Raw genomic sequence first — 21101 nt, 5'->3', positions numbered from 1 at the left:
CGCGCATCATGACCACCAGCATCGAGCCCCGGTCCGGGGTGGGCGGCCCTTCGGTCGCCGGCCCCGGGCCCCGGCCCCCGCGCCGGCGCCGCCGTGACGACACCCGGGCGGCCCTGGGCTTCCTCGCCCCGTCGCTGGTCACCTTCCTGCTGTTCGTGCTGGCGCCGACGATCGGCGTGCTGGTGCTGAGCTTCTACGACTGGAACCTGCTCAGCGACGGCACCTTCGTCGGCTTCGACAACTTCGTCCGGCTCGCCCACGACACGCGACTGCTGGCGATCTACGGCTCGACGACGTTCATGGCGGTCGCGATCCTCGTGCTCAACGTCGTGCTCGGACTGTTGCTCGCCGTCCTGCTCGACGCCCGGATGCCGCGGTGGCTGCGCGGGTTCTTCCGGCTCTCGTTCCTGTTCCCGTTCGTCGTCTCGGCCTCGGCGGTCGCGCTCATCTGGCGGTTCCTGCTCAACAAGGACCTCGGGCTGGTCAACTACCTGCTCGGCTTCCTCCAGGTCGACCGGATCGACTGGCTCGGCTCGTCCGGGTGGGCGCCGATAGCGATCGTCATCGTCAACTCCTGGAAGACCATCGGATTCTCGATCCTGGTCTACATCGCCGGCCTGCAGTCGATCCCGAACGAACTGCACGAGGCGGCGGTGGTGGACGGCGCGAACGTCTGGACCCGGTTCTGGCGGATCACCTTCCCGCTGCTCTCGCCGATCGTCTTCTTCCTCGTCGTGATCAACATGATCAATTCATTCCAGATCTTCGCCGAGCCCCGGGTGCTGACCCAGGGCGGTCCGGGGGACTCCAGCCGGACGGTCGTCCAGTACCTCTACGACCGCGCGTTCGGCGACTTCGACCTGGGCTACGCGTCGGCGATCGGCATCACGTTCGCGTTCGTTCTTGTCCTGCTCACCGCCATCCAGTTCCGGCTCTCCCGCAGATGGACGTTCTACGAATGAGCACACCGACCACCACCGGCCGGGCCCCGGTACGGTCCACGGCCGTACCCGCCCGGGTCATCTCCCGCGTCCTCACGTTCCTCGTCCTGGCGATCGCGGCACTGGCCATCACCGCGCCGTTCCTCTGGATCTTCCGCGGCGCGTTCTCCGGCTCCGACGCCGAGCTGTACCGGCTGCCGCCGAGCCTCAGCACCGAGAACCTCACCCTCGGCAACTTCGGCAAGGTCACCGAGCAGGTGCCGTACCACCGGTTCTTCCTCAACTCCGTCATCGTGGCGACGACGATCACGGTGGCACAACTGATCACCTGCTCGACCGCCGGGTACGCCTTCGCCCGGCTGAGCTTCCGCGGCAAGAACGCCATGTTCGCGGTCGTCATCGGGTCGCTGATGATCCCGATCCAGGTGACCATCGTCCCGCTCTTCCTGGTGATGTCGGAGCTCCAGCTGACCAACACCCTGTGGGCGCTCATCTTCCCGGGCATCTTCAGCGCGTTCGGCATCTTCCTGCTCCGGCAGCAGTTCCGCACCCTGCCGCCGCAACTGGAGGAGGCGGCCCGGATCGACGGCGCCGGACACCTCCGTACCTTCTTCCAGATCATCCTGCCGCTGAGCGGGCCGTCGCTGGCGACGCTGGGCATCCTCTGCTTCACGTACTGGTGGAACGATCTGCTGCTGCCGCTCGTGATGATCAGCGACACCGAACGGCAGACCCTCCCGGTCGGCCTGGTGCTGCTCGCCGGCCGGTTCTCGACGGGGTCGCTGGGCACCATCGCGGCGGGCATCGCGATGGCGGTCGTCCCGGTGCTGATCGTCTTCGTCGCGGCGCAGCGCTACATCGTGCAGTCGATCGCGTCGAGCGGGTTGAAGCTCTGATGGCCGCCACGTACACCGCCGCCGCGACCCTGCCCTGGCTGGCCAAGCGGGGCCTGCTCGCGCTCTGGCGGGAACTGCCCGTCGCGCTGGTCGCCGGGACACTCACCCTGGCGGCCGCGGTCCCGCTCGCGGTCGCGGCCGGCACCGCGGCGCCGGGCTGGCTGCTCGCCGGCACCACCGTGCCGGCCGCCCTCGGGTTGACCGGACTCGCGCACTTCGCGGCGGGGGTGGCCGACGGCGACGCGACCCGGATGCGGGCGCTTCGGCTCGATCCGGTCCTCGCCCTGGTGCTGGCCGGCGGCGGCACACTCGCCGGGCTCGGGCTCTCCGTCGGCGGGGTCGCCGGGCTCGCCGGCGCCGCCGGGGCGGCCGTCCTGCTCGTCGTCGCCCCACTCGCCCTCGCCTACGGCGGCGTACGTGGCCGGACCGGCCTTGCCGCGCTGCGTGGCGGGGCGATCCTCGCCGCGGTCCGGCCGAGTTGGGCGCTGACCCTGGTCGCCCTCGGCGTGCTCGGCGGCTTCGCCGCCGTGGCGTCGCTGGGCATCCTGGCCATCGCCGTCCTGCCGCTGCTCGCCACCGTGGCGAGCTCGGTCGTCGCCGGGCTCGTCGAGGAGATCAACCGTTCGGCCGGACAGCCGTGACCGCACTGATCCGCTCCCTGGCCCCGACCCACAGATCCCTCACGGGAAGGGCAAGAACGGCAGCCCCACGGCCACCGGCCGACCCCTCGCCCCGGTCGATCCGCAGCCAGCGACCGGTCCCGCCCTCCCCCGCAACCACACCCGACGAACCGCCGAAGGACGCCCCGCACGTGACCTCACGACTCGACCCGATCACCGGACCCGACCAGGCCTGGTGGCGTACCTCCCGGCGACGCGTCTTCTACGACGCCCACACCCCCGACTGGACCGACCCACACCAGCGCGGCAACGTCCCCGACACCGCCTTCCCGGTGCTCAGCCAGGCACGCCCCGAGCACGACCTCGCCGTGCTCGCCGACGCCGGCGCCGACTCGGTCGTTCTCTTCGCCAAATGCCAGTACGGCAACGCCTACTACCCGACCGAGGTCGGTCGGCCGCACGCCGCACTCGCCGGCCGCGACCTGTTCGGGGAGCAGCTTGCCGCGGCGCACGCCAACGGCCTGCGGGTCATCGCCTACTTCTCGAACATGTGGGACGTCGCGGCGGCCGGTGAGCACCCCGACTGGGCATTGCGGCCGCTCGCCTCCCGGGGCAGCACCGGCCGCTGGCCAGCCCTCTGCCTGCTCAGCGGATACCGGCAGCGGGCCCTCGACCAGGTCCGCGAGATCGCCCGCCGCTACCCGGTCGACGGTCTGTGGAGCGACATCCTCACCGCCGGTCCCTGCGTCTGCCCCCGCTGCCAGGCCGCCTTCCAGGCGGAGTACGGCCGGGACCTGCCGGCCGACCGCGACGACGAAGCCTGGCCCGACCTGGTCCACTTCTGGCAGCGGATCCTGCGCGACTACCTCGCCGAGCAGCGTGCGGTGCTGCGCGCGGAACGGCCGCACGCCGCGCTCGTCCCCAACTTCTACGCCACCACCTTCGTCGACGCGGTGCTCGGGCTGAGCACGGCCCACCTCGACGCCGCCGACCTCGGGTCGAGCGAGGGCTACACCGACTGGCACGGCCTCGGCTTTCCGAGCTTCGCCGCCGAGTACATCCGGGCCGGTGTCCTCGACCGGCCGGCGGAGGTCCTGGTCAGCCGGTTCGTGCACACCTGGGACTTCACCCTGCGCTCTCCGGCGCAGCTGCGCTTCGAGGCGTTCACGGTGGCCGCCCACGGCACCGCCGTGACCGTCGACGACCAGCCGTACGCGACAGGGGCGATCGAACCCGAGGTCTACCGCCGGCTCGCCGAGGTCTTCGACCGGATCGCGCAGCGGTCGCCGTGGCTCGACGACGCCGAGCCGGTCCGGTACGCCGCGGTCTGGGCCGGCCAGCGGTCCCGGGAGTTGGAGAGCCGGCTCGGCGGCCCGGAAAGCCCGAGCATCGGGGAACAGTCGGCCCAGTTCCCGCCCGGCGAGCGGCGCGACGCGCCGAGCGACCTCGCCGCGGCGGTCACCGGCAGCTACCGCGCGCTCGTCGAGTCGCACCTGCCGGTCGGCTTCGTCGACGAACGCCCGGGCAGCCTCGCCCGACTGGCCGGCTATCGGGTACTGGTGCTGCCCGACGTCCTGGCCCTGGACGAGCCGGAGATCGACGCGATCGACGGCTTCGTCCGGGCCGGCGGCGGGCTGGTCGTCACCGGACCGGTCGCGGTACGCGACCCACGTGGCCGACCCCGCCCCGGCTCCGCCCTCGCCGACCTGCTCGGCGTCGACTTCGGCGCACCGAGCCCGGCGACCTACCCGTACCTGCGGTTCACCGACGACGAACTGCGCGCCGAACTCGGCGACCGGCCGCTGCCGCACTACGGCCGGATCGCCGAACTGACCCGGCTCGCCCCCGACGTACGGGTGCTGGCCCGGCGCACCGATCCGGTCCTGGAGACGGACAAGGTCACCTACTGGCACAACAACCAGCCGGCGCCGGGACCGACGAGCGACCGGCCGGTGATCGTCGAACGGGCCGTCGGCGCCGGCCGGATCGTCGTCTCGGCCGCCCGCCTCGGCAACAACCACGCGCGGCTGGGCCACGGCGACTACCGCGACCTGCTCGGCGCGCTGGTCCGCCGGGCGGCCGGCGACGCACCGCCGGTCGAGGTGCTCGGCACCCACCGGGCGACCGAGTTGGTGCTCGCCCGCCGCGGCATGCACCTGGTCGCCCACCTGGTCACCGGCAATCCGGTGACCAGGCTGGACGTGTACGGGGCACAGCAGCCCGCGGCGATCGAGGACATCGCGTCGGTCGCCGCCCTGCGGCTCGCCCTGCCGGCGGACACCACCGCCGCGGCCCGGGTCGTCGACGGGCACACCGTCCCGCTGGAGCTGCACCGGGACGGGCAGGGGCGGGTACAGGTCGAACTGCGCGACCTGGACGACTGGGAGACCGTCGTCGTCACCGGCGAGGGTCGCTAGGTACCGGTCACCATGGCAACGATCTATCAGGTCGCCGCCCGGGCCGGCGTCTCGCCCGCCACGGTCAGCCGGGTGATGAACGGCGGCCGGGTGTCGGCGGAGTCGGAACGGCTCGTCCGGGCGGCCGCCGAGGAACTCTCCTTCACGCCCAACCGGACCGCCCGGACCCTGCGTACCCGGCATTCCGACGTCATCGCGCTGATCATCCCGGACATCGAGAACCCGTTCTTCACCGCGCTGGCCCGGGGCGTCGAGGACCGGGCCCGGGCCGCGGGCTACTCGGTCGTGCTCTGCAACACCGACGACGACTCCGCCCGCGAGTCGACGTACGTCGACATCGTGCTCGCCGAGCAGATGGCTGGCGTCATCCTCGCGCCGGCCGACGGAGACGGCGACGTCGGGCGGCTGATCGCCGGCGGGCGGCCGGTCGTCGCCGTCGACCGCAGCCCGCACGGGGTGCACATCGACGCGGTCACCGTCGACAACCGCGCCGGCGGGCGGTTCGCCGCGGAGTCGCTCTTCGCGGCCGGCTTCGCACGGGTCGCCTGCATCACCGGGCCGAGCCGGGTCGAGACTGCCCAACTGCGGCTGCAGGGCTGGCAGGAGGCCGCCCGGGCGCGCGGCGCCGACCATCAGGAACTGCTGCGGTACGCCAACTACCGGGTCGACGGCGGGCGGGCCGCGATGACGGACCTGCTCGCCCTGCCACAGCCGCCCGACGCGGCGGTGGTGGCCAACAACCTGATGGCGGTCGGGGCGCTCGACGCGCTGCGCGAGGCGGGACTGGACCCGCCCGGGTTCGGCCTCGCGGTCTTCGGCGACCTGCCGTACGCCTCGCTGCGGCGGACCGGCGTCAGCGTGGTCCCGCTGCCCGCCCGGGAACTCGGCGACACGGCGGCCGGCCTGCTGCTCGACCGGATCGCCGGGGACGCCGGTCCGGCCCGGACCGTGGTCCTGCGTACCGACGGTCCGGCCGGCGGCGGCCAGGTTACGGAGGGGAAGCGGTGACGCGAAGGGCATTCCTCGGGGTCGACATCGGTACGTCCAGCAGCAAGGGCGTGCTGGTCGACGAGACCGGCCGGGTGCTGGCCTCGGCGATCCGCGAACACGAGGTCAGCCGGCCGCGGCCCGGGCACGTCGAGATGGACGGCGAACTCTGGTGGACCGAGTTCCGCGAGCTGGCGCAGGAGTTGACCGGGGTCACCGGCGTCGAGGTCGCCGCCGTCGGGGTCAGCGGCATGGGGCCGTGTGTGCTGGTCACCGATGAGACCGGCCGGCCGCTGCGGCCCGCGATCCTGTACGGCGTCGACACCCGGGCGGTGGCGCAGATCGAGCGGCTCACCGAGGAACTCGGCGGGCCGGAGGCGATCCTCGACCGCTGCGGATCGGTGCTGACCACGCAGGCCGTCGGGCCGAAGCTGCGTTGGCTCGCCGAACACGAACCGGAGACCTGGGCGCGGGCCCGCCGCCTGTTCATGCCGGCGTCCTGGCTCGCCTACCGGCTCACCGGCGCGTACACGCTCGACCACCACTCGGCCAGCCAGTGCACGCCGCTGTTCGACATCCACGGCCTCAGCTGGCACCGGCCCTGGGCGGAACTCGTCGCGCCGTCGCTCGAACTGCCCCGGCTGGCCTGGGCCGACGAGGTGGCCGGAGTGACCCGCGAACCGGTCGCCGGTATCCCGGCCGGCGTGCCGGTCGTCACCGGCTCGATCGACGCCTGGACCGAGGCGGTCAGCGTCGACGCGCAGCACCCCGGCGACCTGATGCTGATGTACGGCAGCACGATGTTCCTCGTCGCCACCGTCGACCGGCCACTCACGACACCGTCGATGTGGGGCACGGTCGGCGCGTTCCGCGGCACCCGCAGTCTCGCCGGCGGCATGGCGACCTCCGGCGCGGTCACCGGCTGGCTCCGGGAACTCGTCGGAGCGCCCGACTACCCCACGCTGCTCGCCGAGGCGGCGGCGTCCGGACCGGGCGCCCGGGGGCTACTCATGCTGCCGTACTTCGCCGGGGAACGGACGCCGATCATGGACCCGGACGCCCGCGGCATCGTCGCCGGCCTCACCCTCAGCCACACCAGGGGAGACCTGTACCGCGCCGCGCTGGAGGCGACGGCGCTCGGGGTCCGGCACAACGTCGAGACGCTGCGCGCCGCCGGGGCCGACGTCACGAACGTGGTCGCGGTCGGCGGCGGCACCCAGGGCGGGCTGTGGACTCGCATCGTCAGCGACGTCACCGGACTGGCGCAGGTGATCCCCACGACGACGATCGGAGCGAGCTACGGCGCCGGCTACCTGGCGGCCCGGACCGTGGTCGCCGCCGACATCGCCGAGTGGAACCCGCCCACCGAGAGGATCGAACCGGACCCCGCACCCCGGGCGAACTACGACGAGCTGTACGCGCTGTACCGCGAGCTCTACACCGCGACCCGCCCGGTCGCCCACACGCTCGCCGCCCGGCAACGGCACCTGCCGTGAGTCGCGCCGCGCCAGCCGGGCGACGGGCGGACCCCCGTCACCGGCGACCCCGTACCGAACATCGATCTCCCGGAGGGCCACGATGAGCCGCTACGTACTGCCCACTCCCCCGAGCCGCCCGGCGGCCGAGCCGAAGACCGCGTACCTCATCGCGAGCGGCGACCTGCGTCCCGCGGCGAACCTCGCGGGGTGGCCGACCCAGGAGCGGATGGAGGCCGATCTCACCGCGGCCTTCGCCGAGCTCGGCTGGACGGTGCGGCGGGCCAACCCGGTGGACCCGGCGACCGGCCACGGGTTCATTTCCAGCCAGCGGATGGGTCTGGAGGTGTTCAAGACGATCCCGACCGACGCGCCGCTGATCGTCGCCGAGGCCGTCTGGCAGTACAGCCACCACGTGCTCGCCGGGCTGCGGACGCACCGGGGGCCGGTCCTGACCGTGGCGAACTTCGCCGGTGACTGGCCGGGCCTGGTCGGGCTGCTCGGCCTCAATGCCGGGATGACGAAGATGGGCAGGGCCTACTCGACAATCTGGAGCGTCGACTTCACCGACGACTGGTTCAAGGCCGGCATCAGGAGCTGGACCGAGACCGGCGGTATCGCGCACGACACCAGCCACGTACGCGACCTGCCGGCCCTGCCGGACAGCCCGGAGCGGGACCTCGGCACCGCCCTGGCCCGGCAGCTCCTCGTCGACAAGGCGATCATCGGCGTGTTCGACGAGGGCTGCATGGGGATGTACAACGCGATCATCGACGACGAACTGCTCAACCCGATCGGCATCTACAAGGAGCGCCTCTCGCAGAGCGCACTCTGGGCCGAGATGCAGACCGTCTCCGACGCCGAGGCCGACGCCGTCGGCCGCTGGCTCGCCGCGAAGGGCATGACCTTCCGGCTGGGCACCGACGAGGCGACCGAGTTGACCGAGGCGCAGCTGCGCTGGCAGTACAAGATGTACGTGGCCGCGCTGCGGATCAGCGACGACTTCGGTCTCGACGCGGTCGGGATCCAGTACCAGCAGGGGCTCAAGGACCTCTCGCCGGCCTCGGACCTCGCCGAAGGGCTGCTGAACAACGCCGACCGGCCGCCGGTCACCTCCCGCGACGGTGCCCGGATCCTCTGGGAGGGTACGCCCCTGCCGCACTTCAACGAGGCGGACGAGGGCGCCGCCGTCGACCTGCTGGCAACCAACCGGATCTGGACGGCGATGGGCCTGGACCCGGCGACGACCCTGCACGACGTGCGCTGGGGCGAGGAGTACGCGGGACAGTTCGTCTGGGTCTTCGAGATCTCCGGTTCGGTGCCGCCGTCGCACTTCGCCGACGGGTACGCCGGCGCGGTCGGCTGGCGGCAGGACCCGGTCTACTTCCCGCTCGGCGGGTCGACGATCAAGGGTGTCTGCAGGCCGGGCGAGATCGTCTGGAGCCGCGTGTTCGTACAGGGCGGCGCGCTCCACGTCGACCTGGGGCGGGCCTCGGCGATCGCCCTGCCTGAGGAGGAGACCGAGCGGCGGTGGCAGGCGACCACACCGGCCTGGCCGATCATGCACGCGGTCCTGCACGGGGTGAGCCGGGACCAGTTCATGGCCCGGCACAAGGCGAACCACCTCAACGTGGCATACGCGCCGGACGCCGACGCGGCCGACCGGGCGCTCGTGGCGAAGGCGGCGTTCTTCGCGGAACTCGGCGTCCAGGTGCACCTCTGCGGCGAGACCGGCGTCGCCTGAACCGTCCGTCGACGGCCGAGCCCGGCGTGCTTCGACCGCGCCGGCCCGGCACGTCGGCGGCCGCCGGGCCGGCGCACCCACGAACCGGAACTCCAGCTCAACCTCGCACGCGAGTTTGGCGCCGTACCGGCCGAAGCTGGTCCGCTGTCACCGCCTTCGGCCTGCCGGCTGGCGTATTCGGCGCGAGATCGATAGATTTCGACCTGACATCTACTGATGGAGGTCAATGTGTTGGTCGGACGTCTGCGTTCCTCCCTCTTCGTGGCGGGTCTGTCGGTGGCGGCCCTGCTCGGCACGGCCGGTGCCGGGTCGGCCGGCCCGCCGTCCACACTCGACGCCACCTGCCCGTCGAATGCCCTCTGCCTCTACTCCGGCACCGGGTACACCGGTGACATGCTGCCCCTGGTCTCGCTCAACCCCGGCGGCACGTGTGTGAGCCTGGTGGCCGAGGGCTGGGGTGATCGGGCACGCTCCGTCGTCAACACGCACAGCCGCAGCGCGGCCCTTTTCCAGAACGACGACTGCCTCGGCGACCCGTACCAGGTTGCCGGCAATTCCAGCATTCCCAACCTCGGCTCCTTCAGCCCCGAAAGTGCCTGGGTGAACTAGCCTCGGTCACCAGCGGGAGCGATGGTCAGGGTTGCCGGTGATCCTGCAAGGTCAGCACTAGCTGCTGGCGCTGTTGTATCGGACGAGCCCGTGCCGCCACACCAGTGCGGTGAGCGAGCAGGACACGATCACGACGATCGGGGCGAGCAGGAGCGCCGCGGTCGGGTCCAGCAGTTGCTCGGTGGGATACGAGCCGCTGAGCGCGGCCGGGGCGAACGAAACGAGGATGACCTGCACCGTACGCGGGAAGAACTGGCGCGGGTATTGCCCGGAGCCACGCCAGGCGGCGGCCAGTTCGTTGACCGGCTCGATCGAGCGGACCCAGAAGGCGAGCAGGGTCAGGTCGGCCCAGAACGTGCAGTAGGCAACGGCTCCCGCGAAGGCCCAGACGATCATGGCGAGGACGGCGGTCGGTCGGAGATCGAGATCGAAGGCGCGGCCGGCGACGACGAGGATCATGGTTCCGGTCAGGCATCGGCCGAGTTCGGTGGGTTGGATCCAGCGCAGCACCGCGTAGAAGAACGTCGGGACGGGCCGGATGATGGCGAGGTCGAGCTCGCCCTTCCGGCTGGCCGAGTCGAACCGGCGCAGGCCGGGCGTGACGAAGCAGTCCATCAGGCCGGTGGTGATTGCGAAGACGCCGACGGTGAGCACGGACGCCCGGGAGATCGCCGGGTCGGATCCGGTGTAGCTGGTCAGGATCAGCACCGGGAGAAGGCCGATGGCCAGCTCTGCCACGCTCGCCAGCAGGTGCAGCCAGGCCTGCGAGCGGAACTGCAGATCGCGCAGGACCGCCTGGCGGATCAGCTTGATCCACACTACGACGGTGACCCGTACGGTTCGCCAGGTCATGCGCCGGCTCCGCTGTAGTGGCGCAGGCCCCGGACCCAGACGAAGCGGGCGGTGGCCAGCGCGAGGAGTACCCAGGCCGCCTGCACCGCCAGACCACCCCGCAGCTCGGCGGCCTGCGGTGCTAGCAGCGTCTGGATCGGAAAGGCGACGGCATACCCGAAGGGCTGTGCGCGCAGGAACGGGCCCCAAGCCGCGGGCATGACCGACAGGGGGATGAGCGCACCCGACAGGAACAACGTGGTCAACTGCCGGAAGCGGTCCACGGCCGTGACGTCGTCCCACCAGAAGGCCAGCGAGCCGACGACGACGTCGAAGCTGAACATCATCGTGGCGCCCATGGTGAGGGCCCACAGGAACAGCAACCAGCGCCCCGGATGGGTGGGCAGTTCGAGGTCACGGTGGAACGGGACCGCGAGCACGACGACCAGCGGTAGCAGGGTGGCGAGCTTGGCGACCTTCTCGGAGACGTTGTTGGCCGCTGCGGCGAGGTGGGTGGAGCACGGCCGGACGAGCCAGGCGTTCAGGTGTCCCTGCCGGATGCTCTCGGCGAGGAACGTGGCCGTCCAGCTCGACGTCAGCGTGGTGACCACGCTGACCAGGACAAGGTACGTGGTCAGATAGTCCCGGGTGACGGGCGGCTCGGCGCCGTGCGCGATGGCCCCCCGCCAGACCAGCAGCGAGATCAGTGGGACCACGATGACGCTCGCCTGCATGGCCAGCAGCCACCACCGGTACTGTGCGATCATCTGGATCTCCTGGCGCAGCAGGCTGAGGAACACCCACCCGTTACGCCGTAGGGTGTGCGCGCGCACGGTCGCCCCCGCTCTCGCTGAACATCTTCGACATGACCTCATCGAGGCCGGGTTCGACGATCCGGAGGTCGACGAGTTCGCCCCACCGCGTCGCGGTCTGGACCAGCTCGCCGATCGGCTCATCACCGAGGCGCAGCCGTACGCTGTGCGGATCGGCCTCGACGGACGCCAGGGCCACCTCCGGCGGAAGCTGTGGCCGCTCCCGGTAGTTGAGCACCACCTCTGTGGGGATGCCGGCGCGAGCCCGCAGATCGGTGAGGTTGCCGTCGAACGTCGCCCGGCCGCCGGTGACGATGACGACGCGCTCGGTCAGCGCCTCGACGTCGCTCATGTCGTGACTGGTCAGCACGATCGTGGTGCCGAAGGTCCGGTTGATGTCCCGGAAGAGGCGACGCACGACCAGCTTGGCCTCGACGTCCAGGCCGATGGTCGGTTCGTCGGCGAACAACAGCGCCGGCCGGTGCAGCAGGGCCAGGGCGAGTTCGCAGCGCATCCGCTGGCCGAGGGAGAGGTTGCGCACCGGCGTGTCCAGGATCTCGGTGATGCCGAGCAGTTCGCCGAGTCGCTCCACCGTCGCGGCGAAGTCGCCTGGCGAGATCTCGTACATGCTTCGGTGGATCTTCAGCGACTCCCGGGTGGACACGTCCCACCAGAGCATCGCCTTCTGGCCGAAGATCACGGAGATCTGCGACAGGAACCGGTACGAGCGATCCGCCGGCCGGTGCCCGCACACGTTGAGCTTGCCGCCGGTCGGCACCAGGAGGCCGCTCATCATCTTGACGATGGTGGTCTTGCCCGCCCCGTTGGGCCCGAGCAGGCCGATGATCTCGCCGCGCGCGACGGTCAGATCCAGCCTGGCGACGGCCTGCACGCTGGTGAGCTCGCGGCGGACGAGACTGCGAAGGGCGCCTCTAAGCCCCTGCGGCTGCCGATAGAAGTCGTATCTCTTGCTGAGGTCGCTCGCCGATATGACCGACTCGGACCCCGAACCGGGCGAACCCACTCCTGACTCCTCACCGACCACGCAGGGCAAGGGGTCGGTAGACAGTCAAGCCGTGGGCGCTCCAGCCCTGTAGGAGCTTCCCAAGGCTAACCACGCCCCCGGACACCGGCAAACCGCGATAGCGGATCGCGGCGTTCGAGGCCCTCGGGGCCGTCAACGGCCGCACGCCCCTTCCATCAGGCGAGAGTCGCCGCCTCGTGCCTGGGTGGTCGTGCCGCGACCGCCCCGACCACCCGGTGCGTCCAATTCTCCCAGTCGTCGAAGCCCAGGAACCGACCCAGCCGCCCGAGTTGCGCCGGCGGATCGTCGACGAGATCCTCGTACGTCATCCTCAGCAGTTCCTGCGGCCGGGCATCGGCGATGGCCTGCTCGGCCTCGCTGGCGAGGAACGCACACAAGCCCCGGTAACGCTCGACGTCTCGGCCGCGTTCGCTAAGCGTCTGCGCCGTCAGGCGGTCCGGCAGGTACCGCTCCAGTTCCTGCGGCACGGGCTCGCCGGCGGCGATCTGGAACGGGTCGAGCCCGTACCGGCCGAGTGACTCCAACCTGAGCTGAAGGTACTGGAAGGACGGGTGGCGGCTCATCGACTGGGCAGTGTCCGCCCAGTCGCGGGTCAGGTAGACGATCTTCGCGGTGGGAAAGGTCTTCAGCAGGTACGGCGCCAGGTGGCTGGAGCCACCGGATCGCTCGACCCAGCGCCGCCGGTCAGTGAGCACGGTGAGCATGTCCAGGAACATCTGGTGGTGCCGGGCCACCGGCTGGTCCGGAAACCCGGGCACCAGTTCGGCGAGTGTGTCGTACAGGTGGTCAGGGTCGGACGAGATCTTCGGCAACGTGGTCGCGAGGATTCGGGGCAGCTCGACGAGGTTACCGGCCCACCGGCCGTCCTCCGGGTAGCACACCTCGACCGGCGCCAGACCGATCCGGAAGAGGGTGGCGAGTTCCGGCCTGGGACTGCTCAACCTCGACCAGTACGCGGCGCCGCTGAGCTTGTCCCTGACGTCGGTCCAGGGCTCCACCGCCATGAAGAACTCCTGGACCGACAGGGTGTCGGGCTGCTCGGCGATCAGGTCGGACAGCAGCGTCGACCCGCACCGACCGGTGCTGATGATGATCGCCTGGACAGGAACCGGTGACTCCATCGGAGGTCCTCCTGAACTGTGCGGATCAGCGGATGCTCTCAGGTGCAGACCGCTGATCCTGACCGTCACGCTCGGCGGGCCCTGCGGTGTCCGGGCGGCTCGGTTGGACACCACATTCCTGGCGTAGCCAGGACAGGACGATGTCGCGGACGGTGCTCGGTTGATCGACGAGGATGGTGTGTTTCTGGCCGGACACGGTGACAATCCGCGCTTTCGGTAACAGCCGCCGTACCTCGGGGGCCAGTTCGACCACGGTCGAATCGCCGCCGTACACCCACAGCACCGGACACCCGATCGCGGCGATCCGCTCCTCGGCGGGCAGCCGACTGGCCGGCAGGTCACGCACGAGGCTCGTGGCGGCGAGCACCTCGCGAGCCATCCTTGCCCGGCGGCTGGCCCGCTCCCCGCGTTCGGCTCTGATCTCGGCCAGCGCGTGTTCGCGCGGCAGGTACGTGGCGGCGTTGTTGAGCTGCCGCACCACCCGTGCGAACCACGCGGCGGTGGGCGGGGAGGACTCGACGGCGGCGATGGCGGCGACCCGCTCCGGGTGGCGTGCCGCGTAGCCGAACGCGATCGTACCGCCGAAGGAGTTGCCGAGCAGGTGGACCGGGCCGGTGACGTCGAGCGCTGCCAGCAACGCCGCCAGGTCGTCGACGAAGTCGTCCAGCGTGTATCCCTCCGGCGGGCGTTCGCTGTGTCCATGCCCACGCAGGTCGTACATGATTACCCGGAGGCCGGTGGCGGCGAGCGGGTGGGCCAGGGTGAGGTACCAGCTGGCCAGGGTGTCCGAGGCCATGCCGTGGATCAGCACGGCGGTCGGGGCCCCGCCGTGCGCTCCGCAGACCGTGCCGGCCACCGCGTCGGGTGGGATGACCTGCTCCACGTGGACGGACAAGCCGTTGGCCCGGACCATGCTCATGCCGGCGTACTCGCCTTGCCGGGGCTGGCGTCGGCCCTGCCGAGTGCGGCGGCGATGTGTTCGACGAGCTGGCCGACCCGCAGCTGCCGTACCGACTCCAGGTCGAGGCCGGCGATGAGCTGGGCGAAGTTGACTCTGTCGCCGTACCGGACCTGCAGGCGACCGGCGAGGGAGATGATGTCGATGCTTTCCATCTCCAGGTCGTCCTGGAACCGGGTCGCCATGGTGATCTCACCGTCGACTCCGGCGTCGCCGAGAATCGCGCGCAGCATCTCGGCAATGTCGGCGAGAATGCTCGCCTGGTCCACATGCATGTGATGTCCTTTCTCGTGATTGCGTACCGCTACGGGCAGCCGGTTCAGTGGCCGGCCTCCGGTCCCCACGTCCAGCCGACGACGTACCGTGCGGTCGGGTCTTCGGGGTTGGACACCTCTCGATGTGCGACCTGGTAGACACGGTCGCCGACCACGACGGTCAGCGCGGCTGGGGTGGCGGCGACCACCGCGAACCGTTGCGGGTCGCCGGCCAGGCCGGTGCCCTCTGCCTTGGCGGCGGCCTCCTTGGCGACCCAGAAGCGGGCGAACCACAGGCGCCGGTCTTCGGGGGTGGCCAGCGAGTCGAGCAGCCACCGCTCCGGTGCGGACAGCGCGGCCGTGACAGTGCTCTCCGGATGGTCCACGATCTCGGCGACGTCGATGCCGACGCCGGGGGCGTCGGGCGCGGCGTGTGGCGCGCGGGGCTTGGCGATCGCCACTCCGATCTGCGTGGCGTGCGCGAGTGAGACGTCACAGTCGCGGAAGCCGCGGCCGGGTCGCGGGCGTACCCGGGGTCTCCCGTTCGGCTCGTTCGTGACGGTCAGTTCGATCGGATAGACGTCGGTGTGGCCGTCGTCCCACAACTGGAACCGGACGGCGTCCTTGACCGCGATCCGGCCGAGCAGCCACTGCTGGCGTGCCTTTGGCGGCTGCCGCTCGTAGTCGGCATAGCCGCTGGCGCCGAGGATGCCGCGAGCCGCCAGGCCACGGGTGACCAGGTCCGTCCAGTAGTCGAAGGCCATGGTCCAGCCCTCCGGCTGCCGCAGCGACATCGGATGGCGCTCCGGGAAGCGCTCCGCCAGTCGGGCGGTGCGATGGCTGTCGAACCGCCGGTCCACACAGCCGTCGACCTGTGCCCACACCCGGCCGTCGATGGAGAGCTGGGTGTCGGCGACGAGCCGCGCGTCGTCGATCGCGCGCACCCGGGCGACACAGTCGAACGCCGTACCGGGAGCCGGCGGCGGTCCGAAGAACCGTACGTGTCCGAGCTCCACCGGCAGCGCCACGGTCCGCGACGGTTGCGTCGTGATGAGCCAGTTGCCGATCAACTGCAGCGCGTTGTCGAGTAGCGCGCCGGGCGGCACCGGGGCGGTCACCACGCCGCGGACGTGCATGTCACCGAGGGCGTGCACCTTGGTCACGCCGTGGAACAGGGGGCCGTGGAACATCAGGCGTTCGGCGTACATCTGCTCGGCGCTGATCCGTGGCGGCCGTTCGGTGGCCGGGTCGTGCCGCCAGACCGCCGGAGGGTCGGCCGGGTAGTCCGGCGCCACCTCGAGCGTCGAGCGGGCGTAGCCGCCGAAGGTCACCGCGAGTCGGCCGGGCCCGACCGGCCTGACGGTGATCTCGACGTCCTGCGGCGGCGCGGCGATCAACCAGCGGTTGAACCGCGCGTCGCGCACGCCGACCACCCGGAAACCCGGAATGGCCTGCTCGGCCGCGTCCATCATGTGCTGTACGACGGTGGTGGCCGGCACCACGGGCCACCGGTCTGCCGGGTCGGGCCAGTCGTCGGGTTGGGCGAAGAAGCAGTGGTCGCGCAGGTACGGCATCGTGTCGAGGGCGACCCGCAGAACCGTACGGTGCACCTGCGGCGGCGGCAATCGCGGGTGCCTGGTCCCACCGTCGGTGACCCCGACCTCCGTTGCGTCACACAGCAGCGAGGCGAGTTCCGCGGCAGCGCTGGAGTGCTCGGCGAGGGTGTCCAGCGTGGCCAGTGCCGGCGATCTCGGCAGGGCCACGGGACCCTGCGTCGCCCCGGCAGCCGTCCCTTTCCCGGCGACCGGGCCGGATCCACCGGCCATAGCGTTCGGGCCGTTCGTGGCGCTTGGCCTGCCGGTGCCGTCCGGGAGGCCCGTCGACTCGGCGGGCACGGAGACGCCGAGCAGTTTGTCGGCTCCCTCGCCGAGGCGGACCAGCGGGCCACCGAGGTCGAGCCGCATCATCGGGACTCGACGGGGCGGTTTGTCGGCAGCCGGCGCCCCGGCTCGGGTCTGATCCGCGATCGCCGGGTCGAGGACGGAGAGGTCCGGTGCGGCGCCCTCGACCCACAGCGCGGTGGCGACCCGGCGCAGTTGGTCCAGCCCGCTGCGGTGAGCGACGTTGACCGGCATGGCGAGGTGGTCGCGGCCGCGCAGGTTGTCGGCGATGACCGAGGCGAGCTGCCCGGCACCGACCTGCAAGAACACCCGGAAGCCGGCGTCATACATGGCCTGGATGGTCTGCCGGAACCAGACCGGTTCGAGCATGTGTCGGACGAAGATCTCCAGCACCCGGGCCGGCTCGGTGGGGAACGGTGCTCTGAGGGTGGTGGACCAGACGGGTACCCGGGTGGGATGGACCTGCCAGCGGCGTAGCGCGACGCCGATCGACTCCAGCCCGGAGGCGGACATCGGGGTGTGGAAGGCGGAGCGGAACGGCAGCTTCTGACACAGGATGCCGTCGCCGCGCAGTGCCTCCACAAGGGAATCGAGTTCGCTCTCGGGTCCGTTGACGATGCACTGGGCGGGCGCGTTGTCGTGGGAGAGCACCACTCCCGGGAACCGGGCGAGCCGTGGGGTGACCTGTGGCGCGGCCGCGCCGATGACGGCGAATGCGCGGCCGGGCACCTCGGCCGACGCCGAGTCGAACGCCGCGAGGAATTCGTCCATGGACGCCGAGCTGACCTGCCCGGTGGTGGCCGCGGCGGTCCACTCGCCGATGCTGTACCCGGCGACCGCGTCCGGGGTGATTCCGATGCGGTGCAGGGCGGCGGTGAGCAGCTTGCCGACCTCGATCACGCCGGCGCCGTGCCGACCGAGGTCGTGGGCGGACCACTGCCGATCGGGCAGGTCGAAGTGCGCGGCGATGTCCGAGGTGCGCGGGTTGAGTTCCGCCTCCAGCCCCGGGTACACGAAGGCGAGCTGGCCAGGGGATTCCCCGGCGAGCAGCGGGGCCGGGCTGAACCAGATGTCGCGGGCGCCGCGCCAGGGCTGCCCCTTGGCGACGGCGCGCCGGGCGTTGCCGAGGCGTCTGGTGTCGGGGTTGACGATGCCGAGCCGGCAGTGTTCGTCCGCTGTCCGAGGGTGGGCGCCGGCGGGACCGGCCAGTCGGGCCCGGTTGGCGCCGCGGGCGCGTACGGTGTGGTCGTCGGTGTCGAGCAGGCGGGCCAGCGCGGTCGGGTCGGGGGCGGCCAGCCACAGCACCTCGTCGGGCTGCTCGACGGTGACCGGCGTCGTGGCTCGGACAGCCGCCTGCGCTGCGGGCACAGTGTTGGTCACCGGCCTGGTCGTGCCCGTAGGGCTCCGACGGGCCGCCCGCGCCTCCTCCAGGATGACGTGGGCGTTGATGCCGCCGAAGCCGAACGCGTTGACGCCGGCGCGGCGTGGCTGGTCGCTCTCCCACGGCTGGGCGGTCGTGATCGGCGTGAACCGGGCGCGCGCCAGCTCCGGCCGCGGAGTATCGCAGTGCAGCGTCGGCAGCAGCACGCCGCGGTGCACGGCCAGGGCCGCCTTGATCAGGCCGGCGATGCCGGCCGCCGGCATGGTGTGACCGATCATCGACTTCACCGAGCCGATCACCGGTCGTGGCCCGCCCTGGTGCGGGCCGAACCCCTCGGCGATGGTGGCCAGTTCGGCGGCGTCGCCGGTCGGCGTCGCGGTGCCGTGTGCCTCCAGCAGACCCAGCGCGTCCGGGGCGGTCGGGTCCAGCCCGGCCGCCGTCCAGGCCCGCCGGATGGCCAACACCTGACCGGCGCTGGCCGGGTTGACCATGCTCGCGGCGCGCCCGTCGCTGGACACCCCGATACCGCGGATCACCGCGTAGATCCGGTCGCCGTCGCGCAGCGCGTCGGCCATCCGCTTGAGTACGACGATTCCGGTGCCCTCGCCGATGAGCAACCCGTCCGCCCCGCTGTCGAACGGCCGGATCTCGCCGCGTCGGGAGATCGCGCCGAGCTGGCTGAACACGGACCAGAAGCTGATGTCGTGCACGTGGTGTACGCCACCGGCGAGGACCGCGTCGAGCCGGCCGCTGTTCAGCTCGGTGATCGCCTGATCCACCGCGATCAGCGACGAGGCGCAGGCGGCGTCCAGGGTGTACGCGGGACCGCGCAGGTTGAGCCGGTTGGCTACCCGGGAGGCGGCCAGGTTCGGCACCAGCCCGATGGTCCCCTCCGGCCGGTGCTTGCCGAGCCGCTCGTCGAACCTCGCCCGCACCGCGTCCAGCCGGCTCTCCGGCAGGTCCGGGATCAGCTCCCGGAGCACCTGGATCACCTGGCTGGACATCCGCACCCGCTGGGCGTACCGGGCCTGGGCGGGGCTGAGGATGCCACCCCGGCCGATGATCACGCCGATCCGGTCGCCGTCGGGCAGCCGGTCGGCGCCGCCCGCGTCGTCGATGGCCGCCGCGGCCACCTGCAGCGCGATGAGCTGGTCCGGCTCGATGTCGGCGATGGACGCCGGCATGATGCCGAACCTGAGCGGGTCGAAGGTGGCCAGGTCGTCGACGAAGCCGCCCCGGCGGCAGTACAGCCGGTCCGGCCGGTGGGCCTGCGCCGGGTCGTAGAACTCCGGATCCCACCGGTGCGGCGGCACCTCGGTGATTGCGTCGACACCCTCGACCAGGTTGCGCCAGTAGGTGTCCAGGTCACCGGCGCCCGGCATCAGCGCCGCCATCCCCACGATCCCGATCTGGGCGCCGTCCATGCCGCTTACCAGCCTGACGCGGTGTAGATGACGGAGGTGACCGCCGGGTCACCCCAGGCCAACTCGCCCAGTAGGCTCAGCGCGCCTTCCTCGGGGTCGATCAGACCGATGCCGCGGCGGGCGAACTCCCGGCCCAGTTCCGCAGTGACCATGCCGCCGTGACCCTCGGACGGCGCCCACGGCCCCCAGTGGACGGTCAGGCAGCGGTTGCCGGTACCGGCCGCCCAACGGGTGCCGATCGCCTCCAAGGCGTCGTTGGCTGCGGCGTAGTCGCCCTGACCCCGGCTGCCGTACGCCGCCGCGATGCTGCCGAACAGCACCACGAACCTCGGTTGGCTACCCAGGCTGTCCAGCGCAGACAGCACCGCCTGCGCACCCCCCACCTTGGCGTCGAAGACGCGGGCGAACGACCGGGGATCCTTGTCGGCGATCAACTTGTCCTCGATCACCCCGACGCCGTACACCAGTCCGTCGATGCGGCCGTACTGGCCGTGGATCGCGGTGAGCAGCCGTCTGGTCGCCTGCGGGTCGCGTACGTCGAGGTTGTGGTAGCGCGCCTTGGCGCCCAGCTCCCCCAGTTCCCGCAGGGTGCCCTCGACCTCCCGGCCGGCCAGGATCGCCGCAGCCGTGCGGCCGATCGTCGCCGCGGAACCGATGCGCTGGCGCGCGAGCGCCGCCCGCAACGCCGCAGGGTCCGTGGCCGCCGCCAACACCGGATCCTGCGGGCCCTCCGGCAGCGGCGTGCGGCCAACCAACTCGATGCGGCACCGGGCGGCCGCGGCGAGGGCACGAGCGACCCAGGAGGTGATGCCCCGCGCGCCGCCGACCAGCACCACCACCGAGTCACGGTCCAGACCGATCGCCCGGGCCTCGGCCACACCATCGCCGGCCGGGCCGGCACCGCCGGCCGCCAGCGCGCCGAGGCTCACCGGAGCCAGCTCGCACCCGCACCGCTGGCCCGCGATACGGTGCACCACCGCCGCATCACCCCCGACGAGCAACTCGTCGACGATCTGCTGGGCGACCCGCTCCGCGCGTTCCGCACCATCGACGATGACGAGCCGCGAGATGGTCGACGGATACTCCCGGGCGATGGTGCGGAACAGGCCACCCAGCCCGTCCGCGCCCGTCCCGGCGCTCGGGTCGGCGACGGCCAGCACCCAGCGCGGCCCGCCCGCCAGAACCTGCTTGATCAACCCGAAAGCGCCGGGCAGCAGCGGCGCCTGCCCACCAACCAGCCCGTCGAGCAGGACCAGCCCGTCCACGCCGTCGACGGTGCCGGGCTCGGCGGCCGTGCCGGTGCGTACGGTCGCCCCGTTCTGGCGCAGCAACTCAACCACCCGTACGGCCGTCGGACCGGAACCGGTGACCAGCAGCGTGGCACCCGCGAGCGCCGTCGCCGGTTGGATCAGCGCGTCCGCGACCGGAACCAACCTGGGGAGCATCCGCGTCGGCGCGACACCCAGCCGGACATCGGCGTCCACGGGTACCGCTGGGCCACCCGGAGCCGTCGCGGTACCCGGCGGTGCGGGGCCGGCGGGGATCGCTGTGGACGACGCCGTGTGCGTCTGCGTCGACGTCCCGGACGACGCCGGGGCCTGTGCCGGCCGGGCGGGTGCGGTCAGTGCCGGGACCGTTGCGGCCATGGCGTCGTTCACCCGGGAGGTGAGCAGGTCGACCATCCT

Annotated in this window: 16 protein-coding genes; 8 read left to right on the top strand and 8 right to left on the bottom strand. The window is 71.6% G+C overall.

The annotated features are described in order from the left end of the window. The first annotated feature begins 8 nt into the window (after positions 1-8). From AAH979_RS32325 to AAH979_RS32290, 8 genes are all read left to right on the top strand, one after another. The gene (locus tag AAH979_RS32325) at positions 9-962 is read left to right on the top strand and encodes a sugar ABC transporter permease (protein ID WP_346261929.1); all 954 of its coding nucleotides are present in this window, start codon (positions 9-11) and stop codon (positions 960-962) included. After that, positions 959-1837, top strand: coding sequence for a carbohydrate ABC transporter permease (locus AAH979_RS32320; RefSeq protein WP_346261928.1), 879 nt, complete (start codon positions 959-961; stop codon positions 1835-1837). The genes AAH979_RS32325 and AAH979_RS32320 overlap by 4 nt, the downstream gene beginning before the upstream one ends. Next, positions 1837-2478: a hypothetical protein gene (locus AAH979_RS32315; protein WP_346261927.1), complete on the top strand. Its 642-nt coding sequence runs from the start codon at positions 1837-1839 to the stop codon at positions 2476-2478. Before AAH979_RS32320 ends, AAH979_RS32315 begins: the two co-directional genes overlap by 1 nt. A 170-nt stretch (positions 2479-2648) precedes the next feature. Continuing rightward, complete coding sequence (locus tag AAH979_RS32310) at positions 2649-4874, top strand: beta-galactosidase trimerization domain-containing protein (RefSeq protein WP_346261926.1); 2226 nt, start codon at positions 2649-2651, stop codon at positions 4872-4874. Positions 4875-4886: 12 nt separating this feature from the next. After that, positions 4887-5882, top strand: coding sequence for a LacI family DNA-binding transcriptional regulator (locus AAH979_RS32305; protein WP_346261925.1), 996 nt, complete (start codon positions 4887-4889; stop codon positions 5880-5882). After that, positions 5879-7357, top strand: a complete 1479-nt coding sequence (locus AAH979_RS32300; protein WP_346261924.1) for an FGGY-family carbohydrate kinase — start codon at positions 5879-5881, stop codon at positions 7355-7357. The genes AAH979_RS32305 and AAH979_RS32300 overlap by 4 nt, the downstream gene beginning before the upstream one ends. Positions 7358-7439: 82 nt before the next feature. Continuing rightward, positions 7440-9080 carry a fucose isomerase gene (locus tag AAH979_RS32295; protein ID WP_346261923.1) on the top strand — a complete coding sequence of 547 codons (1641 nt, stop codon included), beginning with the start codon at positions 7440-7442 and terminating at the stop codon, positions 9078-9080. A gap of 228 nt (positions 9081-9308) precedes the next feature. Next, on the top strand, positions 9309-9689 hold the full coding sequence (locus tag AAH979_RS32290) for a peptidase inhibitor family I36 protein (protein ID WP_346261922.1): 381 nt from the start codon (positions 9309-9311) through the stop codon (positions 9687-9689). A gap of 57 nt (positions 9690-9746) precedes the next feature. Here the strand turns inward: AAH979_RS32290 and AAH979_RS32285 are convergent, their stop codons facing one another. The 8 genes from AAH979_RS32285 to AAH979_RS32250 form a co-directional block, all read right to left on the bottom strand. Further along, on the bottom strand, positions 9747-10541 hold the full coding sequence (locus AAH979_RS32285; protein ID WP_346261921.1) for an ABC-2 family transporter protein: 795 nt from the start codon (positions 10539-10541) through the stop codon (positions 9747-9749). Continuing rightward, complete coding sequence (locus tag AAH979_RS32280; RefSeq protein WP_346261920.1) at positions 10538-11287, bottom strand: ABC-2 family transporter protein; 750 nt, start codon at positions 11285-11287, stop codon at positions 10538-10540. The genes AAH979_RS32285 and AAH979_RS32280 overlap by 4 nt, the downstream gene beginning before the upstream one ends. A gap of 40 nt (positions 11288-11327) precedes the next feature. Further along, the gene (locus AAH979_RS32275; protein ID WP_346261919.1) at positions 11328-12356 is read right to left on the bottom strand and encodes an ATP-binding cassette domain-containing protein; all 1029 of its coding nucleotides are present in this window, start codon (positions 12354-12356) and stop codon (positions 11328-11330) included. A gap of 176 nt (positions 12357-12532) precedes the next feature. Then, a complete protein-coding gene (locus tag AAH979_RS32270; protein ID WP_346261918.1) occupies positions 12533-13498 on the bottom strand; it encodes a sulfotransferase in 966 nt (321 codons plus the stop codon). Positions 13499-13523: 25 nt separating this feature from the next. Beyond that, positions 13524-14417: an alpha/beta hydrolase gene (locus AAH979_RS32265; RefSeq protein ID WP_346261917.1), complete on the bottom strand. Its 894-nt coding sequence runs from the start codon at positions 14415-14417 to the stop codon at positions 13524-13526. Then, entirely contained in the window at positions 14414-14731 is a 318-nt protein-coding gene (locus AAH979_RS32260; RefSeq protein ID WP_346261916.1) for a hypothetical protein, read from the bottom strand. The genes AAH979_RS32265 and AAH979_RS32260 overlap by 4 nt, the downstream gene beginning before the upstream one ends. A 44-nt stretch (positions 14732-14775) precedes the next feature. After that, a complete protein-coding gene (locus AAH979_RS32255) occupies positions 14776-19416 on the bottom strand; it encodes a beta-ketoacyl synthase N-terminal-like domain-containing protein (protein ID WP_346261915.1) in 4641 nt (1546 codons plus the stop codon). A gap of 5 nt (positions 19417-19421) precedes the next feature. Next, positions 19422-21101: SDR family NAD(P)-dependent oxidoreductase (locus tag AAH979_RS32250; RefSeq protein ID WP_346261914.1), on the bottom strand; the 1680-nt coding region annotated here is incomplete at its 5' end.

The sequence above is a fragment of the Plantactinospora sp. ZYX-F-223 genome (genome assembly GCF_039649625.1).
In the GTDB taxonomy this organism is placed as follows: domain Bacteria; phylum Actinomycetota; class Actinomycetes; order Mycobacteriales; family Micromonosporaceae; genus Plantactinospora.
This window is presented reverse-complemented; position numbering and strand designations above follow the sequence as displayed.